The following is a 17592-nucleotide window of genomic DNA, read 5'->3' as shown; positions in this document are numbered from 1 at the left end:
GCGCCCCCTACCGGAAGGGGATCGGCGGGTAGCAGCGGAACGGCACGGCGACCTCGTAGCGCCCTCCGGTGAGCCGGACGAGGGCGCCACAGCCGAAGCTCTCCTTCTGTCCCTTGGGCTCGGACCGGTCGCCGACGAGGGTGCCGGTGTCGGAGAAGCCGTTCGCCGCCTTCTGGAAGGAGTCGACGGTGAGGTCCTTGCCGGCCTTGGCGGCGAGGGAGAGGAAGAGATCGGCGCTCATGTAGCCGGTCAGCATGTGCATGCTCAGCGGGACCTCCTTGCCCGCCGTCTTCCTGATGTCCGCCTTGAACTGCCGCATCGCCGGGCTGTCGGCCTCGAAGGGCTGGAACTGGAGCAGCACGACCACCCCGTCGAGGGCCTGCCGGGTGGCGTCCTTGGCGAGCAGCCCGGGGTCGTAGTCGGTGGGGTCGGAGAGCACGCCGGTGTAGCCGGCCCGCTTGAGGGCCGTGAACAGCCCGATGTTGTACGGGGTCTGCATGACGGACACGACGGCGTCGGGGGCCTTGCCGCCGGGGCCGGAGCGCAGGATCTCCTTGGTGTAGGCGGACCAGTCGTTCGGCAGCGAGCCGGCGGGTACGGCGGCCTTGGCGTAGGCGAGTTCGAAGCCGGCGGCCTTGAACCCCTGGGTGAAGGTGCGGATGCCGAACTTGCCGGCGTCGTTGTCGCCCGCGATCAGCGCCACCGAGCGGCCCTCGGCGCCGCCGAGGATCGTGGCGAGGCCCTCGGGCCAGGTCTGGTTGAGCGTGCCGCCGGGGGTGGGGACGAGGCAGCCGTTGAAGCCGTAGAGGTGCTTCGGCCCGCAGAAGGAGGGGAGCGTGCCCCAGCCGACCGTGGGTACCGCCTGCGAGTCGAGGAAGTCGGCGCCCGCGAAGGTCACCGAGCTCATGGGCGCGACGGCGAACACCTGGTCCTGCTGGACGAGCTTGCGGGCCGCGGCGAGATTGCGCGCCGGGTCCTGACCGTCGTCCTCGGCGCCGAGGTACTCGATGCGGCGCCCGTTGACTCCGCCTTCGGCGTTGGCGCGGTCGTAGCGTGCCTTGGCGCCGAGGTCGGTGTCCTTCTTCGAGTAGCCGCTGGCGCTCGTCATGGAGACGATGCCGCCGACCTTGAGGGAGTCGGCGGTCACTCCGCGTACGGTGCCGTCGGCGGCGCCCGGCTTGGCCGAAGTGCCACCTGTGGAGGCGGAGTTGCAGGCGGTGGCGAGGAACAGGGCCGCCGCCGCGGCGGCGAGGGTGCGGAGCGTTCTGGACACGGTCGGTCATCCCTCCGTCGGGTGACCGCATTCTGTGAGCGGGCTGATGAACCGTCAATAACTGATACAGCGTCAATTGATGATGCGTCAGATAGCTGGCTGAGGTGATGGATCAGCGGTACAGCGCGTCGACCTCGGACGCGTACGCCTGCTCGATCGCCTTCCGCTTCAGCTTCAGCGACGGGGTCAGCAGCCCGTGCTCCTCGCTGAACGGATGCGCCAGGATCCGGAAGGTGCGGATCGACTCCGCCTGCGAGACCCGTACGTTGGCCGCCACGACGGCCCGCCGGATCTCGGTCTCCAGGACCGGGTCGTGCACCAGCTCGGACGCGGGCAGCGGCGGCCGGTTCTGCATCGACAGCCAGTGGTCCACGGCCTCCTGGTCGAGCGTCACCAGCGCCGCCACGTAAGGGCGGTCGTTGCCGACCACGATGCACTGGGCCACCAGCGGGTGGGCCCGGACCTGCTCCTCCAGACCCGCCGGCGACACGCTCTTGCCGCCGGACGTCACGAGGATCTCCTTCTTGCGCCCGGTGATCGTCAGATAGCCCTCCTCGTCGAGCGCACCCAGGTCCCCGGTCGCCAGCCACCCGTCGTTCAGGACGGCGCCCGTCGCCTGGGGGTTGTTGAGGTAGCCGGAGAAGATGTGGCCGCCGTGCAGCCACACCTCCCCGTCCTCCGCGATGTGTACCGTGGTCCCCGGCACCGGCTGGCCCACCGTGCCGTACTTGGTGCGCTCCGGCGGGTTCGCCGTCGCCGCCGCGGAGGACTCCGTCAGGCCGTACCCCTCGAAGATCGTCACGCCCGCGCCCTCGAAGAAGAGCCCGAGCCGCCGGTCCATGCCCGAACCGCCCGACATCGCGTGCCGCACCCGGCCGCCGAGCGCCTCGCGGACCTTCCCGTACACCGTCTTCTCGAAGAACTGGTGCTGCATCCGAAGCCCCGCCGACGGCCCCGGCCCGATGCCGAAGGCCTTGTGCTCCAGCGCCTCCGCGTACCGGACCGCCACGTCCACGGCCTTGTCGAACGGCCCCCGCTTCCCTTCCGACTCGGCCCGCCGCCGGGCGGCGCTGAAGACCTTCTCGAAGATGTACGGCACCGCCAGCACGAAGCTCGGCCGGAAGGCCTGCAGATCCGGCAGCAGCTCGGACGCGGCGAGCACGGGCTGGTGGCCCAGCTTCACCGCGCCCCGGATCGCCGCCACCTCCACCATCCGCCCGAAGACGTGCGCGAGCGGCAGGAACAGCAGCGTCGAGGCCTCGTCGCCCGGCCGGGAGTGGAAGACCGGCTCCCAGCGCCCGACCATCATGTCCGCCTCGAACATGAAGTTCGCGTGGGTGATCACGCAGCCCTTGGGGCGGCCCGTGGTGCCCGAGGTGTAGATCACCGTCGCCACCGACTCGGGCGTCACGGCCTTGCGGTGCCGCTGCACGACCTCCTCGTCGATGTCCGCGCCCGCCGCGGTCAGCTCGCCGACCGCGTCCGCGTCGAGCTGCCACAGGCGCTGCAGCCGCGGCAGCCGGTCGATCACCGAGCCGATCGTCATCGCATGGTCCTCGTGTTCCACCACGCAGGCGGTCACCTCGGCGTCGTGCAGCATCCACAGGACCTGCTCGGCGGAGGACGTCGGGTAGATCGGCACGGGCTGCGCGCCCAGCGCCCACAGCGCGAAGTCGAAGAGCGTCCACTCGTAACGGGTTCGCGCCATGATCGCGACCCGGTCGCCGAACCGCACGCCCTCCGAGATCAGACCCTTCGCGAGCGCCAGGACCTCGTCCCGGAACTGTGCGGCGGTCACTTCCCGCCACTGCCCGTCGGCGTCCTTGCGGCCCAGCGCGACCCGGTCCGGATCCCGCTCGGCGTGGTCGAACACGGCGTCCGCCAGACCGCCGACCTGAGGCGCCGCCTCGACGGGCGGCACGGTGAACTCGCGCACTGACCTGCTCCCTCGCCCGCTCGATGTCGCAATCCGTACGGCGCGGTGAACCTACCCCACGCCGGGATGCGGGGGGAGGGCCTTCACCAAGCTGCGACCTTGCACGTATCCACAGGTCAGGGGAGGGAAACCGGACAAGTGAGCGCTTCGTGGGTGCCGTTGCCTAACCGCCGGTAATCCCTGGTGGCCGGAATCTCCACGGAATCTGTACGGAGCGATCACCGCGGCCCCCCGTAGGGAGCCCCGATCGAGGGCTCACGAGGATGTGGGCGAGCGGTCCGAGGCGGTTGCCGGTGGGTGGGGAGGGGGCCCGGTGGCCGGATCTCGGGGGTTTCCGGTGGGTGGGCGCCGGTCGGTTCGTGGGTGGGCGCCGGTCGGTTTGTGGAGGTTCGCCGGTCGGTGGGCGGCGGGGCGCGGGGACGGGTTCGCGGAGGTCCGCCGCCCTTCGCTCAGCGTGGACGGTGGAGGCGGTCGCCGCCTGCCAGGATCGCCGCCGCCAGAGCGTCCGCCGCGTCCTGGGTCGACCCGCGCCGGCGCCCCTTGCGCAGGACGAAGTCGACCGCGCCCAGCTCCGGGAGCCCCGCCCTGGCCGACAGCTCGACGAGGCCGGGCGGCAGCAGGCCGCGCGTGTGCGCCATGACGCCGAGACCGGCCCGGGCCGCCGCCACGTTCGCGCTCAGGCTCGAACTCGTACACGCGATCCGCCACGGGCGTCCCTGCGCCTGCAGTGCCTCCAGCGCGCGGGCCCGCGTGATGCCCGGCGGCGGGAAGACGATCAGCGGCACCGGACGGTCCGGATCCAGCCGCAGCCGCGGCGAACCGATCCACACCAGCACGTCCTGCCACACCAGCTCGCCGCCGGCGTCCCCGTCCTCGCCGCCGCGCCGCTTGGCGAGGATCAGATCGAGCCTGCCTGCCTCCAGCCGGGCCTGGAGCGTGCCGGACAGCTCGACCGTGAGCTCCAGGTCGACCTCCGGGTGCTCGCGCCGGAAGGCCTCCAGGATCTCGGGCAGCCGGGTCGTCACGAAGTCCTCCGACGCGCCGAAGCGCAGCCGGCCGCGCAGGCGGGTCCCGGTGAAGAAGGCCGCCGCCCGCTCGTGCGCCTCCAGGATCGTCCGGGCGAAACCGAGCATCGCCTCGCCGTCCTCGGTCAGCTCCACGCCGTGCGTGTCGCGGACGAAGAGCGGCCTGCCGATGGCCTCCTCCAGCCGCCGCACGTGCTGGCTGACCGTCGACTGGCGCAGACCGAGCCGCCGGGCGGCCTGCGTGAAGCTCAGGGTCTGCGCGACCGCGAGGAAGGTCCGCAACTGCGTCGGCTCGTACACGCTGGCGCTCACAGGCGCGACGCTATCGCGATTCGTGATGACAGTCAGTGCGCTGTGCGGGATTCCCGATCGCGGTGCCGTCGACCAGGATGGACGCATGAGTTCCCGTACGCCCCGTGGGGCCCGCAGGCCCTTCCTGCCGTCCTGGCTGCCGATCGACCCGTACATCCTGGCGCTGCTCGGCACGGTCGGCCTCGCCGCGCTGCTGCCCGCGTCCGGGGCGGCGGCGACGGTCGCGAGCGGTGCCTCGACCGGGGCCGTGGCGCTGCTGTTCTTCCTCTACGGGGCCCGGCTCTCCACCCGCGAGGCGGTGGACGGCCTGAAGCACTGGCGGCTCCACGGCACCGTGCTCGCCTGCACGTTCCTGGTCTTCCCGCTGCTGGGCCTCACCGCGAGGGGACTCGTACCGACGGTCCTCACCCCCGACCTCTACGGGGGCCTCCTCTTCCTCTGCCTCGTGCCGTCCACGATCCAGTCCTCGATCGCCTTCACGTCGATCGCCCGCGGCAACGTGCCCGCCGCGATCTGCGCCGGCTCCTTCTCCTCGCTCGCCGGCATCGTGATCACCCCGCTGCTCGCCGCCCTCCTGCTCGGGAGCGGTGCGGGCGGCTTCTCCGCGGACTCGGTGGTCAAGATCGTGCTCCAGCTGCTGGTGCCGTTCCTGGCGGGGCAGCTGCTGCGCCCGTGGGTCGGCGGCTTCCTCGTCCGGCACAAGAAGGTGCTGGGGTACGTCGACCGGGGCTCGATCCTGCTCGTCGTCTACACGGCCTTCAGCGAGGGCGTGAACCGGGGCGTCTGGCACCTGGTCACCCCGGGCCGGCTCGGACTGCTGCTCGCCGTGGAGGCGGTGCTGCTCGCGGCGATGCTGGCGCTTACCTGGTACGGGGCGAAGCGGCTCGGATTCGGCCGGGGGGACCGGATCGCGATCCAGTTCGCCGGCTCGAAGAAGAGCCTGGCGGCAGGCCTGCCGATGGCGACCGTCCTCTTCGGCGCGCACGCCTCGCTGGCCGTGCTGCCCCTGATGCTCTTCCACCAGATGCAGCTCATGGTCTGCGCGGTCATCGCCCGCCGCCGGGCCGGCGACCCGGAGGCGGCCGACCCCGAGGGCGAGGCGGCCGACCCCGGGGGCGAGGCGGCCGGGCAACCGTCCGGCCCGGGGTCCGTCCGCGGGGGAGTCTCCGGGGACGACCCGCGCCCCGGCCGGGGATCCGACCAAGGATCCGACCAAGCATCCGACGCCGAGCCCGTTGGCGGGATCACATCCCCGGTCGCACCGCGGTGATCATCGGGGCCGATACGGTGCTCCCATGCCCGCACTCGATCCCGGCCGCACCGCACTCGTCCTCGTCGACCTGATGGAGCGCATCGTCGCGCTGCCCCTCGCCCCCCGCCCCGGCACCGAAGCCCTCGCCGCGGCCGGCCGCCTGGCCGCCGCCTTCCGGGCCGCCGGCGCGCCCGTCGTCCACATCCGGGTGGAACGCCCGGGCATCGACACCCAGCCGCCCGGCAGCGAGCTCGTCGCCGCGCTCGTCCACGACGGCGACGACGTCGTCGTCAAGCGCACCATCGGCGGATTCCAGGGCACCGGCCTCCACGAACTCCTGCAGAAGCACGGCGTCACCACCCTCGTCCTCGGCGGCATCGCCACCAACCTCGGCGTCGAGTCCACCGCCCGTGCCGCCGGCGACCTCGGCTACGACCTCGTCTTCGCCGAGGACGCCATGACCGCCCTCACCGCCGACGAGCACCGCGCCTCCGTCCAGCTGGACTTCCCGCGCCTCGGCACGGTCGCCGCCGTCGACGCGATCACCCTGGACGGCGCCGCGTGACACGGGTGCCGATACGGTACGGGGCCCGCCCCTGTTCCCTCGTCGTCTGTCGCGGCTGCTGCTGCGGCGACGCCCGCAAGAACCCCGGCATGGACCACGACGGGCAGCTGGCCCGGCTCCGGGCGGCCGCAGCGGCCTCCGGGGGCCGGCTGGTCGTCCGTACCAGCGACTGTCTCGGCCCCTGCGCCCAGGCCAACGTGCTCGTGGTCCAGCCGTCTACCGAAGGACGGCGCCGGGGCGGTCGGGCCGCCTGGATCGGCTGGAGCGCCGACGAGGACTGCCTCGACGAGGTCCTCGCCTGGACCGAGGCCGGCGGCCCCGGCATCACCGCGCCCCCGGCGACGCTCGAACTCCAGATGATCGACCCGCCCAAGAACTGACCCGGAGGCCGATCGGAGCCCCGGCCCTCGGGCCGATCCGTGCTCCGGGCCGGACTCGGGCCCGAGCACGGCCCGGGTCCGGCCCGTCGGCTAGGACGCCCCCGTCGACTCCAGGGCTATCCGGTGCTCGCCGGCGTACACGTTCATGTCGCGTCCGCGCAGGAAGCCGACGAGGGTCAGCCCCGACTCCGCCGCCAGGTCCACCGCCAGCGACGACGGGGCAGACACCGCTGCGAGCACCGGAAGGCCCGCCATCACCGCCTTCTGCGCCAGCTCGAACGAGGCCCGCCCCGACACGAGCAGTACCGCCCGCTGCAGCGGCAGCAGCCCCTCGCGCAGCGCCCGGCCCACCAGCTTGTCCACGGCGTTGTGCCGGCCCACGTCCTCGCGTACGTCCAGCAGCTCGCCGTCCTCCGAGAACAGGGCGGCCGCGTGCAGTCCGCCGGTGCGGTCGAAGACCCGCTGCGCCGCCCGCAACCGGTCGGGCAGCATCGCGAGCAGCGCCGGCGTCAGCCGGACCGGGGGAGTGTCGGCGATCGGGAAGCGCGCCGTGGTGCGCACCGCGTCCAGGCTCGCCTTGCCGCACAGACCGCACGACGAGGTCGTGTAGACGTTGCGCTCCAGGGAGATGTCGGGGACGACGACGCCGGGAGCCAGCTGGACGTCCACCACGTTGTACGTGTTGGAGCCGTCGTCCTTGGCGCCTGCGCAGTACACGATGTTCCGCACGTCCGACGCGTCGGCGAGCACCCCCTCGCTGACCAGGAACCCGGCCGCGAGCGCGAAGTCGTCGCCCGGGGTGCGCATGGTGATCGCGATCGGCCGTCCGTTAAGCCGGATCTCCAGCGGCTCCTCCGCCACGAGGGTGTCCGGCCGCTCGTTCACCGCACCGCCCCGGATGCGCAGCACGCGCCGTCGCTCGGTGACCCGTCCCATGAGGCTGTACTCGTTTCTGTCCATGCGGGAAGCCGTGTAGGGCCTGACCGGGCCATTCTCCCCTTGTCATGGTCGGACAGGCACTTCGGGTGAATCTTGGTGGTTTACGTCACCTGTTACCCATCAGTCGCTGGCAAGACTGGGTGGTCCTGCCGCAGGAACGCACCACATGCACCAACCGCACCACCACCGCACGACCGAACTGCCGATCCACAGACCTAGGGGGTCCCGGGCATGACGGGCACTCGAATCGCCGCGCTCGGGCACTACCAGCCCGCCAAGGTGCTCACCAACGACGACCTGGCCGCGCTCGTCGAGACCAGCGACGAGTGGATCACGAGCCGGGTCGGCATCCGCACCCGGCACGTCGCCGGCCCCGAGGAGCCGGTCGACGAGCTCGCCGCGCACGCCGCCGGCAAGGCCCTCGCCGCGGCCGGCCTCGGCCCGGGCGACATCGACCTGGTGCTCGTCGCCACCTCCACGGCGATCGACCGCTCGCCCAACACGGCGGCGCGCGTCGCCGCCCGCCTCGGCATGGGTTCGCCCGCCACCATGGACCTCAACGTGGTGTGCGCCGGCTTCACCCACGCGCTCGCCACCGCCGACCACGCCGTACGGGCCGGGGCCGCCCGCCGCGCCCTGGTCATCGGCGCCGACAAGATGACCGAGGTCACGGACTGGACCGACCGCACCACCTGCGTGCTCGTCGGTGACGGCGCCGGCGCGGCCGTCGTCGAGGCGACCGACACCGACACCGGTGCGATCGGTCCCGTGCTGTGGGGCTCCGTTCCCGAGATGGGCCACGCCGTCCGCATCGAGGGCACCCCGCCGCGCTTCGCCCAGGAGGGGCAGACCGTCTACCGCTGGGCCACCCAGCAGCTGCCGTCGCTGGCCCGCCAGGTGTGCGAGCGCTCCGGGGTCACTCCCGAGGAGCTGGCCGGCGTCGTCCTCCATCAGGCCAACCTGCGGATCGTCGAGCCGCTCGCCGCGAAGATCGGTGCGGTCAACGCGGTCGTCGCCCGCGACGTCGTCGACTCGGGCAACACGTCCGCCGCGTCCGTCCCGCTCGCCCTGGCCAAGCTCGTCGAACGCGGTGAACTCCCCTCCGGCGCACCGGTCCTGCTCTTCGGCTTCGGCGGCAACCTCTCCTACGCGGGCCAGGTCGTCCGCGTGCCCTGACCCACTGCCCCGCCCGCCCGAGGAGGGCGAGCGGCGTACCTCCTCCGCCCGTGACGGCCGACGACACCGGGCAAGGGCCCCGGAGCGGGACGGCCGACGACGGCGGGAAGGGGCCCGGAGCAGCACGGCCGCCGACGGCGCGGAAGGTCCCGGAGCAGGGCGGCCAACGATGACGGGAAGGAGTCCGGGGCCGGACGGCCGAAGATGGCGGGAAGGGCCCGAGGCCGGACGGCCGACGACGGCGGGAAGGGGTCCGGTGCCGGAGCGGGGGTGGGGGTGTCCGGACGTGGCGGCGACCTTCCCGAGCGAAGCGAAGGGAAGCTCGCAGTCCGGACACCCCCACCCCCGCGGAGGCACCGGACCCCGCAGGCCCACGGGTCTCGGGCAACGCCCCTAGGGTGGACGCGCGGGCTCCCGCCGGGTGGGCGAGTCCGGGCGCGAGCGCCCCTAGGGCCGGCGTACGTGCGGGGCCCCGGGCGGGCAAGGCCTGACGTCCCGTGTGCCTGCCCTCCCGGGACCTCGACCCGGGAACCCCCAGCCCAGCGGGACGAGCACCCACCCGAAGTGGAGGCGGAGGCGGGCGGCCACCCCCTTCCCGCCGTACCCCGAGTGCCCCGAGTGCCCCGTTCGGCGGAGCCCGGTGGCGGGGCACCCCCCGCGCGCCTAGCTTCGATCGCGGCGAGGGTCTTCTTCCGGCCCCTCTGCGGAACCCTTCCGCAATCCGCCCTCGCGTCATCGGGAGGACCACCATGCGCGCGATACGTGCCGCCGCCGCAGCCCTGCTCGCCGTCGCCCCGCTCGTGATCGTGGCGCCTCCGGCCTCCGCGGAGGACGACGGATTCCCGAAGGAGGGCACGGGGCACGACATCACGTCGTTCGGCTTCTCGGTCACGCCGGAGACCGTCGCCCCCGGCGGCACCGTCACGCTCACGTCCGACGGATGCGAGGTCCCCACGGTCACCGTCACGTCGGGGATCTTCGAGACCGTCACCCTGAACGAGGGCCACCAGGGCACCGCCACCGTCGACTTCGAGGCCAAGGTCGGTACCCAGTACGAGATCACCTTCGACTGCAAGGGCGAGCGGGGCACCGCCAAGGTCACCATCGCCGGCGGCGCGCAGCACGACACCGCCTCGACCGGAGCCCGCAAGGGCGTGAAGGCCGGCTTCGGCAGTGGCGGGGCCGACGGGGTCGGCACGACCGAGATGGTCACCGGTGGTGTGCTGATCGTCGGCGCGCTCGGCGCCGCCGTGGTCCTCATGCGCCGCCGCCAGAGCACCGGTTCCTGAAACGGCCCCTTCGTCCCGGTGTGACGAGGACCGGGGCGAAGGGGCGCCACACCGAGGAGAGGGCGGGACGGACGTGCAGGGGTCGAACGGGCCGAACCGGCGCGGCGCCTGGGGCATCGTCGCCGTCGTCCTGCTGGTGGGCGTCCACCTCGTGCGCGGCGGTGCGGGGGAGTGGCCGGTCGGCGGCCCCCCGCAACCCCTGGCCGCCGCGGCGTCGGGCGGCCGGCCCCCTGCCGCGGTCGTCGCGCCGCTGCCCGCCTCGCCCCCGGTCCGGGTACGCGTGCCGGGCCTCCGGATCGACGCGCCGGTGGTCCGCGTGGGTCTGGACGCGGAGGGCTGGATCGAGGCCCCGCCACCGGACGACCGCAATCTCGCCGGCTGGTTCGGCGGCGCCGTCAGTCCGGGGGAGCGGGGAACGGCCGTCGTCGTCGGCCATGTCGACACTCCCGAGGGCCGCGCCGTCTTCTACGACCTCGGTGCGCTCGCCCCGGGCGGCCGGGTCGAGATCCGGCGGACCGACGGGCGCACGGCGGTGTTCACCGTGTACGGCGTCGAGGTCGTCCCGAAGGAGGGGTTTCCCGCCGAGCGGGTCTACGGCTCCACCGGCGGCGCGGAGCTCCGGCTCATCACCTGTGGCGGCCCGTACGCCCAGGACGGCGGCTACGCGGGCAACGTGGTCGTCTCGGCCCGCCTGACCCAGGTGCGCTGAGAGGCCTTTCCCGTACCCCGCCCCTGCTTTGTCCTGACCCGGGAAGAAGTCGGGGTCGATTCCTGCGCAACTTCTTCCCAGGACACCGCTGCTATGTTCCCTCGAAAGCCCCCCCGGGGAGCATCCGCGAAGACCATCAGGGGAGGGGCGACGACGTGAACCTCATGGCCATGGGCGAGCAGCACGCGGGCGTCGCCCGCTCCGTGGGTGACTTCCTCTGCGTCAAGATCGGTACCGGCATCGGCTGTGGCATCGTCGTCGGCGCGAACATCTGCCGCGGTACGACGGGCAGCGCCGGCGACATCGGCCCCATCCAGGTCGACCCCGGCGGACGACATCGGCCCCATCCAGGTCGACCCCGGCGGACGCCCCTGCGCGTGCGGCACACGGGTTGTCTGGAAGCCCACTTCAGCGGTGCCGCCCTGGCTCGCGATGCCGAGGAGGCCGTCCGCCGCGGCCGCTCGGACGAGCTCGCCGCCCGCCTCGCCGCGGCCGCCCCCCCGCCGACCCCCGCGCCCAGGGGCCACGGCCGCCCCAACACCCGCCCCCACCTCCACTCTCGCCCGAGAAGCGCCGAGCCCGGACGGCGGCCGTCAGCCGATCCCCTGACGGTCCGCCTCAAGCGCGAAGTCCCGGTCCGCCGCCGACGGCACCGCGCGCTCCACGAGCTCGACCAGGAGCGCGCGGTGTCGCAGCAGCGGTGCCCTGCGCTCCTCCGGCACCAGCGACAGCAGGTCGTCGAACCCGGCCAGCATCCGCCGTGACACCTGCGGGCTGGCCGTCGCGCATGCCCGGAGCTCGGCGAAACCCAGGTCCACGAGGTCCGTCCACCCCGGTACGTCCTGCACGAGCCGCACCGCACCGGCACCGCCGCGCCCGTCCCGGTAGGCGACCGCGCCCAGCGGCCGCCGGGCCAGCGCCGCCAGGAACTGGGTGATCCGGTCCAGGCACTGCACGGCCGTCGTCGGATCGTTCACGGCAGGGGACAAGGCCCGCAGCCCGATGTCCGCGAGCTGCCGCAGCCCGAAGCCCAGGTCCTGGTGGAAGGTCCGCTCGATCCCCACCGACACCGAGGACGCGAGCCCCCTCGGCGCCTCCCCGCCGTGCACCGCCAGGATCGGCGTCCCCGGCACGACGAAGTCCCCGATCCGCGGCAGCAGCCGCAGCACGAGCCCGTGCCGCCGGGCGGCCCGCACCAGACGCGCGACGTTCACGTCCCGCAGCACCCCGGCGCGCCCCCGGTGCACCACGTGCCCGGTCACCGGACCGAGGTCGCCGCCCTCGCCCTCGTACCAGGGCGTCTTCATGAGCACCCGGAAGGACTCCTGCGTGATCCGGTCCACCACATGACTCACGCGCATCAGCCGCAGCATCGCGTTCACGTAGGCGACGAACAGGAGCAGGCTGAGGCCGACCATCAGCAGCGTCAGGATCGACTGCAGCAGCGGCACGCTGGTGACGAGCCGCGGGTCGGTGTCGCTCTCGTACGAGGTGAGGACGAGCAGCGACAGCAGGAAGGTGGAGAGGAAGACCGCCAAGGTCGCCTTGGTGATCCGGCTGCGGACGAAGATCCGCACCACGCGCGGGCTGAACTGCCCGCTCGCCATCTGCACCGCGACCAGCGAGATGGAGAAGACGACACCGATGAAGGTCATCATCGCCGAGCTGACGGTGGTCACGACGGTCTGCGCGTCCCGGGCGATCGCGACGAGGTCGGCGACGGCCTCGTACTCTCCGTCCTCCTGCAGGGACTCGACGATCTCCTGGTCGAGCCCGGCGCAGGCCCACCACACCCCGAAGACCACGACCATGGCCGCGACCGGGGCGAACCAGAAGGTGTCCCGCAGATGCTCCCGCAGCGGCGACAGCATCCGCGGCCTGCGGTACGAGGGTGCCGGCTGCGGGGGAGAAAGATGGCTCACCCGGCGCAGGCTAGGCGCAGCCGCGCCCTGGGGTGCGACGACGCCCCGCGCGCACCGGATCGTAGGCGGTACGGTCCTCCGGACGTACGCGGTCTCCACTGCGCGTACCCGGGCGGGCACACCCCGTACGCCCGTCGGCGCCACCTGGAGTGGATCAAGGACGGCAGGGCGGGCGCCCCCACTGACCACGGAAAACGCTGGTGAAAGCCACCTCGAACCCCTGGTAGAGTTATCCATGTCGCCGCGGGGAAACACTGCGGTCGGCAGACACCTTGTCCGGGTGGCGGAATGGCAGACGCGCTAGCTTGAGGTGCTAGTGCCCTTTATCGGGCGTGGGGGTTCAAGTCCCCCCTCGGACACCAGAGAGAAGGACCCTGACGGATGTCAGGGTCCTTTTTCGTGTGTGCGGGGCGCCGCCCGGGGGCACGTGGCGGGTCCTACCCGAACGTGGCGAAGAGGTCGGCGATCCCGATGACCCACAGGCCGATCGTGCCGACCAGTAGTCCGGTGGCCGTGGGCACCCCGGCGTCGCGTCCGCGCAGCGAGGCCGTGATCCATCCGCACGCCGCTCCGGCCGACGGCAGGCCCACGAGCAGCAGGGCCGCCCGCTGCAGCGCGAGCTTGGTGGCATGGTTGCCCTGCCAGTCGCTCCCGCTCAGGGTGCGGACCGCGCTCTCCGCCGCGAACCACAGGCCCGCGGCCAGGGGCAGCAGGAGGGCGGCCGTCATCGCGAGGAACACCACGAGCCTGCGCCGTGTGCGGCGCCGTTCGGCCGTCGTCGGGTTCTGCGTCATGCACGCATCATGATCGATGCGCGTCCTCCCGCTCCAGACCCTTGCGTGCCACCACCAGCCGGCACCGCGGGCTGCCGTCCTCGCGCGCTCCCAGGGACGGCAGCGGCCGCAGCTCCGTACGGAAGCCTGCCGCTTCGAGGCGCGCGTGGACGTCCGCGAGACGGAAGGTCCGGTAGTACATGACGAACGGCGGACGCCACAGCGCGTTGCGCAGCCGCATCACCGCGTCGAATCCCCACAGGGTCCAGTACGGGGCGGAGCCCACGCGGGGTGGGGCCGGCAACGGGAAGGCGAACACCCCGCCGGGGCGCAGGGAGGCGTGGACCTGGGTGAAGAGGGTGCGCTGCTCGGCGGGGAGGAAGTGCCCGAAGGCCCCGAAGCTGACGGCCAGGTCGAAGACCGGCGCGAAGGGCAGGGCCAGGGCGTCGGCCCGGACCAGCGTGGCCGCGGGATTGGCGGCGCGGGCCTCGGCCAGCATCCCGCCGCTGAAGTCGACCCCGGCGACCCGCCCCGCGCACACCGAACGCAGCACCGGGAGCCCGGCGCCGGTGCCGCAGCAGACGTCGAGGCCCGAGTCGAAGGGGCCGAGGGGTTCCAGGGCGTCGGCGACGGCCGCGAGCAGCCGGTCAGGCGTGCGGAAGGGCGTGGCGTCGAACTTGGTCGCGAGCAGGTCGTAACCCCGCTCGACCGACGACAGTGCCTGACGGGTCAGCTCGCGGAGCGTGGGGCCCTCGGGGGAGAACATGCTCCGACCCTACGGTCTCCCGCCCCGTGTCACAGGGCGCTGCGCACCTGTGGCGGGACGCCCCACTCCGGCGCGATGCCGGTCAGCTGGCAGATCAGCAGGTAGAGGGGAATGGGCGGGGTGTAAGGGGAGTCGCCGTCGGGGTGGTGGATCAGTCGCGGTCCGCGGTCGGGGATCACCGCGCCGGGGGCGTAGCAGCCCGGGAGGGGCCAGGTCAGGTCGTCGTCGGAGGCGGCCGGGACCAGCCACCACCACCAGTCGGTGTCGGCGTAGACGCAGCCCTTGGCGGGCAGCCGGGACAGGATGCGGAAGCCGTAGCGGGCGGGCACACCGACCGCGTCGCAGCCCAGGGTGGCCGGGAGGTCGACGGGCACGGACAGCCGGGTCACGCCGACGGGCGCGGGGGAGGGGGACTTTCCGGGGGAGTTCTCGGGGTTCTTGCGGACGCGCGGGACGAGCAGCGTCGCCATGGACCTCAGCACGGCTCTCCCGTGCCGTGCGCCAGTTCCGCCCAGACGATCTGCGCCGTGCCGTGCCCGGTGCGGTCCGCGCCCCAGGCGCTGCACAGCGCGTCGACCAGGATGAGTCCGCGGCCGCGCTCCTCCTCGCCGCAGTCGCGGATGCGCGGGCCGGCGGGGCCGCCCTCGTCGCGCACGGATATCCGCAGCCGCTCCTCGCCCTCGCGCAGCTCGCACACGAAGCGGGTGCTCGCGGTGTGCACGACGGCGTTGGTGACGAGCTCGGAGACGACGAGCACGACGGTGTCGCGTATCTCGGCGTCGCAGCCCCAGAGGATGAGCCGTTCCTCGGCGAGCAGCCGGGCGCGGGCCACCGTGTCGGTGCGCGCGGGCAGCTCGAAGGCGAAGCGGCGGACCTCGGTGTGCGGTCGTGTGCGCTGGGTCATGACGCGGGGACTCATGAGACCTGAGGGCTGCGCGTTACCAGAAGCCACGACCGATCCTCACAACTGTGGGCAGGAGGGAGTTCCGTACGCATTCCGCGCAAAGGAGCGCACGGCATGCGTACTGGTTCACCGGAACACTCTGCTCCCGAGTCGGACACTTGGCAAGTGGCACTCTGAAAAATGCAGAGTGCTGTGTTCTCTCTGGCGGTGTTCGTGGCACACTCTCATCGAAATCAGCGCGTGGGGGAGGACTTCAGAGTGAGCGAGCCGCGGTCCGCCCCGACAGTGGGACAGGTCGTCCTCGGCAGGCGTCTGCAGGATCTGCGGGAGCGGGCCGGCCTCAAGAGGGAAGAGGCCGCCAAGATCCTTCGGGTGGCCCCGGCCACGATCCGGCGCATGGAGACGGCCGAGGTCGCGCTCAAGATCCCGTACGTCCAGCTCCTGCTGCAGGCGTACGGCATCACGGACTCCGAGGCCGAGGGCTTCGTCGCCCTCGCGGAGGAGGCCAACCTCCCCGGCTGGTGGCAGCGCTTCCACGACGTGCTGCCCGGCTGGTTCTCCATGTACGTCAGCCTGGAAGGGGCGGCGAGCCTCATCCGGGCCTACGAGCCCCAGTTCGTTCCCGGTCTGCTGCAGACCGAGGAGTACGCCCGTGCCATTCTGCGCAGCGGGGCCGTCGGCGGCAGCGATGCCGAGGAGATCGAGCGCCATGTAGCCCTCCGCATGGAGCGCCAGTCCCTGCTGACCAGGGAGGACGCGCCCAAGTTCTGGGTGATCATGGACGAGACGGTCCTCCGCCGACCGGTCGGTGACGGGCCCGAGGTGATGCGCGCCCAGCTCGACCGGCTGCTCGAGGCGTCGGAGCTGCCGAACGTCACCCTGCAGATCGCGGAGTTCCGGTCCGGCCACCACCCCGGCACCTACGGACCGTTCGTCCTCTTCCGCTTCGCCATGCCCGAACTTCCGGACATGGTCTACAGCGAGTACCTGACCGGCGCCGTCTATCTCGACGCGCGCCCCGAGGTGGCCTCCCACCTCGAGGTCATGGACCGCATGGCGGCCCAGGCCGCGACTGCACAACGCACGAAGGAGATCTTCCGGGATCTCCGCAAGGAGCTGTGAATGGATCGCATATACAACGGCATGCCCGCCGCTGAGCTCGGTGCCGAGGGATGGCACAAGCCGTGGAGCGGCGGGAACGGGGGCAACTGCGTGGAGGCCATGAAGCTGGCCGACGGCAGGGTCGCCGTGCGACAGTCCGCAGACCCTGAAGGACCCGCGCTCATCTACACCCACGGCGAGATCGCCGCGTTCATCCAGGGAGCGAAATCAGGTCAGGCTGATTTCCTGCTCACCTGAACCCTTCCGTCCCACCCCTGTGATCGCGTAACTCTTGCTGTAGGCAACACCGTTCGTCCCGTCGAGGAGAGCCGATGACCCAGGACCCCGCTTCCCCGCAGAGCGGCATACGTATCGACACCAGCAAGCCGCATCCCGCGCGCATGTACGACTGGTTCCTGGGCGGCAAGGACAACTACCCCGTGGACGAGGAGATGGCCCGCCAGCTCCTCACCGTCGACGCCCGCGGCCGGGACATGGCCCGCGTCAACCGGGCCTTCATGCACCGCGCCATCCGCTGGCTGAGCGCCAACGGCGTACGCCAGTACCTGGACGTCGGCACCGGGATCCCGACCGAGCCCAACCTGCACCAGATCGCGCAGGAGGCCGCGCCGGAGTCCCGGATCGTCTACTGCGACAACGACCCGATCGTGCTCGCGCACGCCGCCGCGCTGCTGCGCTCGACCCCGGAGGGGGCCACCGAGTACATCCAGGCGGACGCCCGCGACCCCGAGCTGATCCTGGAAAGGGCCGGAAAGGTCCTTGATTTCGACCGGCCCATCGCCCTGTCGATGCTCGCGCTGCTGCACTTCGTCGGCGACGAGGACGGGGCCTACGACCTGGTCGGCAAGATCGTCGACAAGCTCGCCCCCGGCAGCTACCTCGTCCTCTCGCACGTCACCGGGGACTTCGACCCCGAGGGCGCCGCGAAGGCGGCCGCCATGTACCGGGCGCGCGGCCTGACCCTGCGGCCCCGCTCGCGCGACGAGCTGGCCGCGTTCTTCGACGGCCTCGACCTGGTCGAGCCGGGTGTCTCCCTCACCGCGGAGTGGCACCCGGAGCTCGGCGAGCCCGTCGAGGTCCAGGGCGACGACCCGATCCCGGGCTGGGCCGCGGTCGGCCGCAAGCGCTGACCGCCCCTGTACGTGAGAGGGGCCCCCCCCCGCCCACACCCCCGCGGGCGCCGCCACCGGACGGGGGGCCCCACCACCAGACGAGGGCCCCACCACCACACGTGGAGGGGGCCACCCAC

Annotated in this window: 18 protein-coding genes, 1 tRNA gene and 1 pseudogene; 11 read left to right on the top strand and 9 right to left on the bottom strand. The window is 72.4% G+C overall.

Going from position 1 to position 17592, the window contains the following annotated elements; translation table 11 throughout:
• Positions 1–7: 7 nt before the first annotated feature.
• The 3 genes from ACIRQF_RS06445 to ACIRQF_RS06435 all read right to left on the bottom strand — a co-directional run bounded on the left by ACIRQF_RS06445 (position 8) and on the right by ACIRQF_RS06435 (position 4534).
• Positions 8–1273, bottom strand: coding sequence for an ABC transporter substrate-binding protein (locus tag ACIRQF_RS06445; RefSeq protein ID WP_404089310.1), 1266 nt, complete (start codon positions 1271–1273; stop codon positions 8–10).
• Between the two features lie 112 nt (positions 1274–1385).
• On the bottom strand, positions 1386–3209 hold the full coding sequence (locus tag ACIRQF_RS06440; protein ID WP_404089308.1) for an AMP-dependent synthetase/ligase: 1824 nt from the start codon (positions 3207–3209) through the stop codon (positions 1386–1388).
• Between the two features lie 449 nt (positions 3210–3658).
• Complete coding sequence (locus ACIRQF_RS06435; RefSeq protein ID WP_382487889.1) at positions 3659–4534, bottom strand: LysR substrate-binding domain-containing protein; 876 nt, start codon at positions 4532–4534, stop codon at positions 3659–3661.
• A gap of 97 nt (positions 4535–4631) precedes the next feature.
• On the opposite strand from ACIRQF_RS06435, the gene ACIRQF_RS06430 reads away from it, so the two are divergent.
• Genes ACIRQF_RS06430 through ACIRQF_RS06420 form a run of 3 tightly spaced genes read left to right on the top strand, consistent with a single transcriptional unit; the run spans position 4632 to position 6743 of the window.
• Positions 4632–5816: a bile acid:sodium symporter family protein gene (locus ACIRQF_RS06430; protein WP_404089306.1), complete on the top strand. Its 1185-nt coding sequence runs from the start codon at positions 4632–4634 to the stop codon at positions 5814–5816.
• A gap of 25 nt (positions 5817–5841) precedes the next feature.
• Positions 5842–6363, top strand: a complete 522-nt coding sequence (locus tag ACIRQF_RS06425) for an isochorismatase family protein (protein ID WP_389756851.1) — start codon at positions 5842–5844, stop codon at positions 6361–6363.
• The gene (locus ACIRQF_RS06420; protein WP_376633270.1) at positions 6360–6743 is read left to right on the top strand and encodes a (2Fe-2S) ferredoxin domain-containing protein; all 384 of its coding nucleotides are present in this window, start codon (positions 6360–6362) and stop codon (positions 6741–6743) included. The genes ACIRQF_RS06425 and ACIRQF_RS06420 overlap by 4 nt, the downstream gene beginning before the upstream one ends.
• A 90-nt stretch (positions 6744–6833) precedes the next feature.
• On the opposite strand, the gene fdhD is transcribed toward ACIRQF_RS06420, so the two are convergent.
• The gene (gene fdhD, locus ACIRQF_RS06415; protein ID WP_404089556.1) at positions 6834–7679 is read right to left on the bottom strand and encodes a formate dehydrogenase accessory sulfurtransferase FdhD; all 846 of its coding nucleotides are present in this window, start codon (positions 7677–7679) and stop codon (positions 6834–6836) included.
• A 234-nt stretch (positions 7680–7913) separates the two neighbouring features.
• Here fdhD and ACIRQF_RS06410 point away from each other — a divergent pair, with 234 nt between their 5' ends.
• The 4 genes and pseudogenes from ACIRQF_RS06410 to ACIRQF_RS06395 form a co-directional block, all read left to right on the top strand.
• On the top strand, positions 7914–8858 hold the full coding sequence (locus ACIRQF_RS06410; protein ID WP_376633267.1) for a beta-ketoacyl-ACP synthase III: 945 nt from the start codon (positions 7914–7916) through the stop codon (positions 8856–8858).
• Between the two features lie 749 nt (positions 8859–9607).
• The gene (locus tag ACIRQF_RS06405; protein ID WP_382485807.1) at positions 9608–10147 is read left to right on the top strand and encodes a hypothetical protein; all 540 of its coding nucleotides are present in this window, start codon (positions 9608–9610) and stop codon (positions 10145–10147) included.
• A 73-nt stretch (positions 10148–10220) separates the two neighbouring features.
• Complete coding sequence (locus tag ACIRQF_RS06400) at positions 10221–10856, top strand: class F sortase (RefSeq protein WP_404089302.1); 636 nt, start codon at positions 10221–10223, stop codon at positions 10854–10856.
• Positions 10857–11005: 149 nt separating this feature from the next.
• A pseudogene (locus tag ACIRQF_RS06395) lies at positions 11006–11350 on the top strand (ROK family protein); the annotation flags it as partial.
• A gap of 99 nt (positions 11351–11449) precedes the next feature.
• Here the strand turns inward: ACIRQF_RS06395 and ACIRQF_RS06390 are convergent.
• A complete protein-coding gene (locus tag ACIRQF_RS06390; RefSeq protein ID WP_382485809.1) occupies positions 11450–12727 on the bottom strand; it encodes a DUF2254 domain-containing protein in 1278 nt (425 codons plus the stop codon).
• 325 nt (positions 12728–13052) lie between these two features.
• Between ACIRQF_RS06390 and ACIRQF_RS06385 the strand changes: the two genes are divergently transcribed.
• Positions 13053–13140: transfer RNA gene (locus ACIRQF_RS06385), tRNA-Leu, on the top strand.
• A 75-nt stretch (positions 13141–13215) separates the two neighbouring features.
• Here the strand turns inward: ACIRQF_RS06385 and ACIRQF_RS06380 are convergent.
• Genes ACIRQF_RS06380 through ACIRQF_RS06365 form a run of 4 tightly spaced genes read right to left on the bottom strand, consistent with a single transcriptional unit; the run spans position 13216 to position 15221 of the window.
• A complete protein-coding gene (locus tag ACIRQF_RS06380; protein WP_404089300.1) occupies positions 13216–13572 on the bottom strand; it encodes a hypothetical protein in 357 nt (118 codons plus the stop codon).
• A gap of 7 nt (positions 13573–13579) precedes the next feature.
• Positions 13580–14317, bottom strand: a complete 738-nt coding sequence (locus tag ACIRQF_RS06375) for a class I SAM-dependent DNA methyltransferase (protein ID WP_404089298.1) — start codon at positions 14315–14317, stop codon at positions 13580–13582.
• Positions 14318–14346: 29 nt separating this feature from the next.
• Positions 14347–14787 carry a hypothetical protein gene (locus tag ACIRQF_RS06370; RefSeq protein WP_404089296.1) on the bottom strand — a complete coding sequence of 147 codons (441 nt, stop codon included), beginning with the start codon at positions 14785–14787 and terminating at the stop codon, positions 14347–14349.
• Positions 14788–14792: 5 nt separating this feature from the next.
• Positions 14793–15221 carry an ATP-binding protein gene (locus ACIRQF_RS06365; protein WP_382485797.1) on the bottom strand — a complete coding sequence of 143 codons (429 nt, stop codon included), beginning with the start codon at positions 15219–15221 and terminating at the stop codon, positions 14793–14795.
• Positions 15222–15479: 258 nt separating this feature from the next.
• On the opposite strand from ACIRQF_RS06365, the gene ACIRQF_RS06360 reads away from it, so the two are divergent.
• From ACIRQF_RS06360 to ACIRQF_RS06350, 3 genes are all read left to right on the top strand, one after another.
• On the top strand, positions 15480–16343 hold the full coding sequence (locus ACIRQF_RS06360) for a helix-turn-helix domain-containing protein (protein WP_376631323.1): 864 nt from the start codon (positions 15480–15482) through the stop codon (positions 16341–16343).
• Positions 16344–16580 carry a DUF397 domain-containing protein gene (locus tag ACIRQF_RS06355; RefSeq protein ID WP_015037566.1) on the top strand — a complete coding sequence of 79 codons (237 nt, stop codon included), beginning with the start codon at positions 16344–16346 and terminating at the stop codon, positions 16578–16580.
• A gap of 74 nt (positions 16581–16654) precedes the next feature.
• A complete protein-coding gene (locus ACIRQF_RS06350) occupies positions 16655–17473 on the top strand; it encodes an SAM-dependent methyltransferase (protein WP_376631322.1) in 819 nt (272 codons plus the stop codon).
• Positions 17474–17592 lie beyond the last annotated feature (119 nt).

This window comes from Streptomyces sp. NPDC101191, assembly GCF_044767915.1.
In the GTDB taxonomy this organism is placed as follows: domain Bacteria; phylum Actinomycetota; class Actinomycetes; order Streptomycetales; family Streptomycetaceae; genus Streptomyces.
Note: the sequence above shows the minus strand (reverse complement) of the source record. Positions and strands in the feature narration are given on the sequence as shown.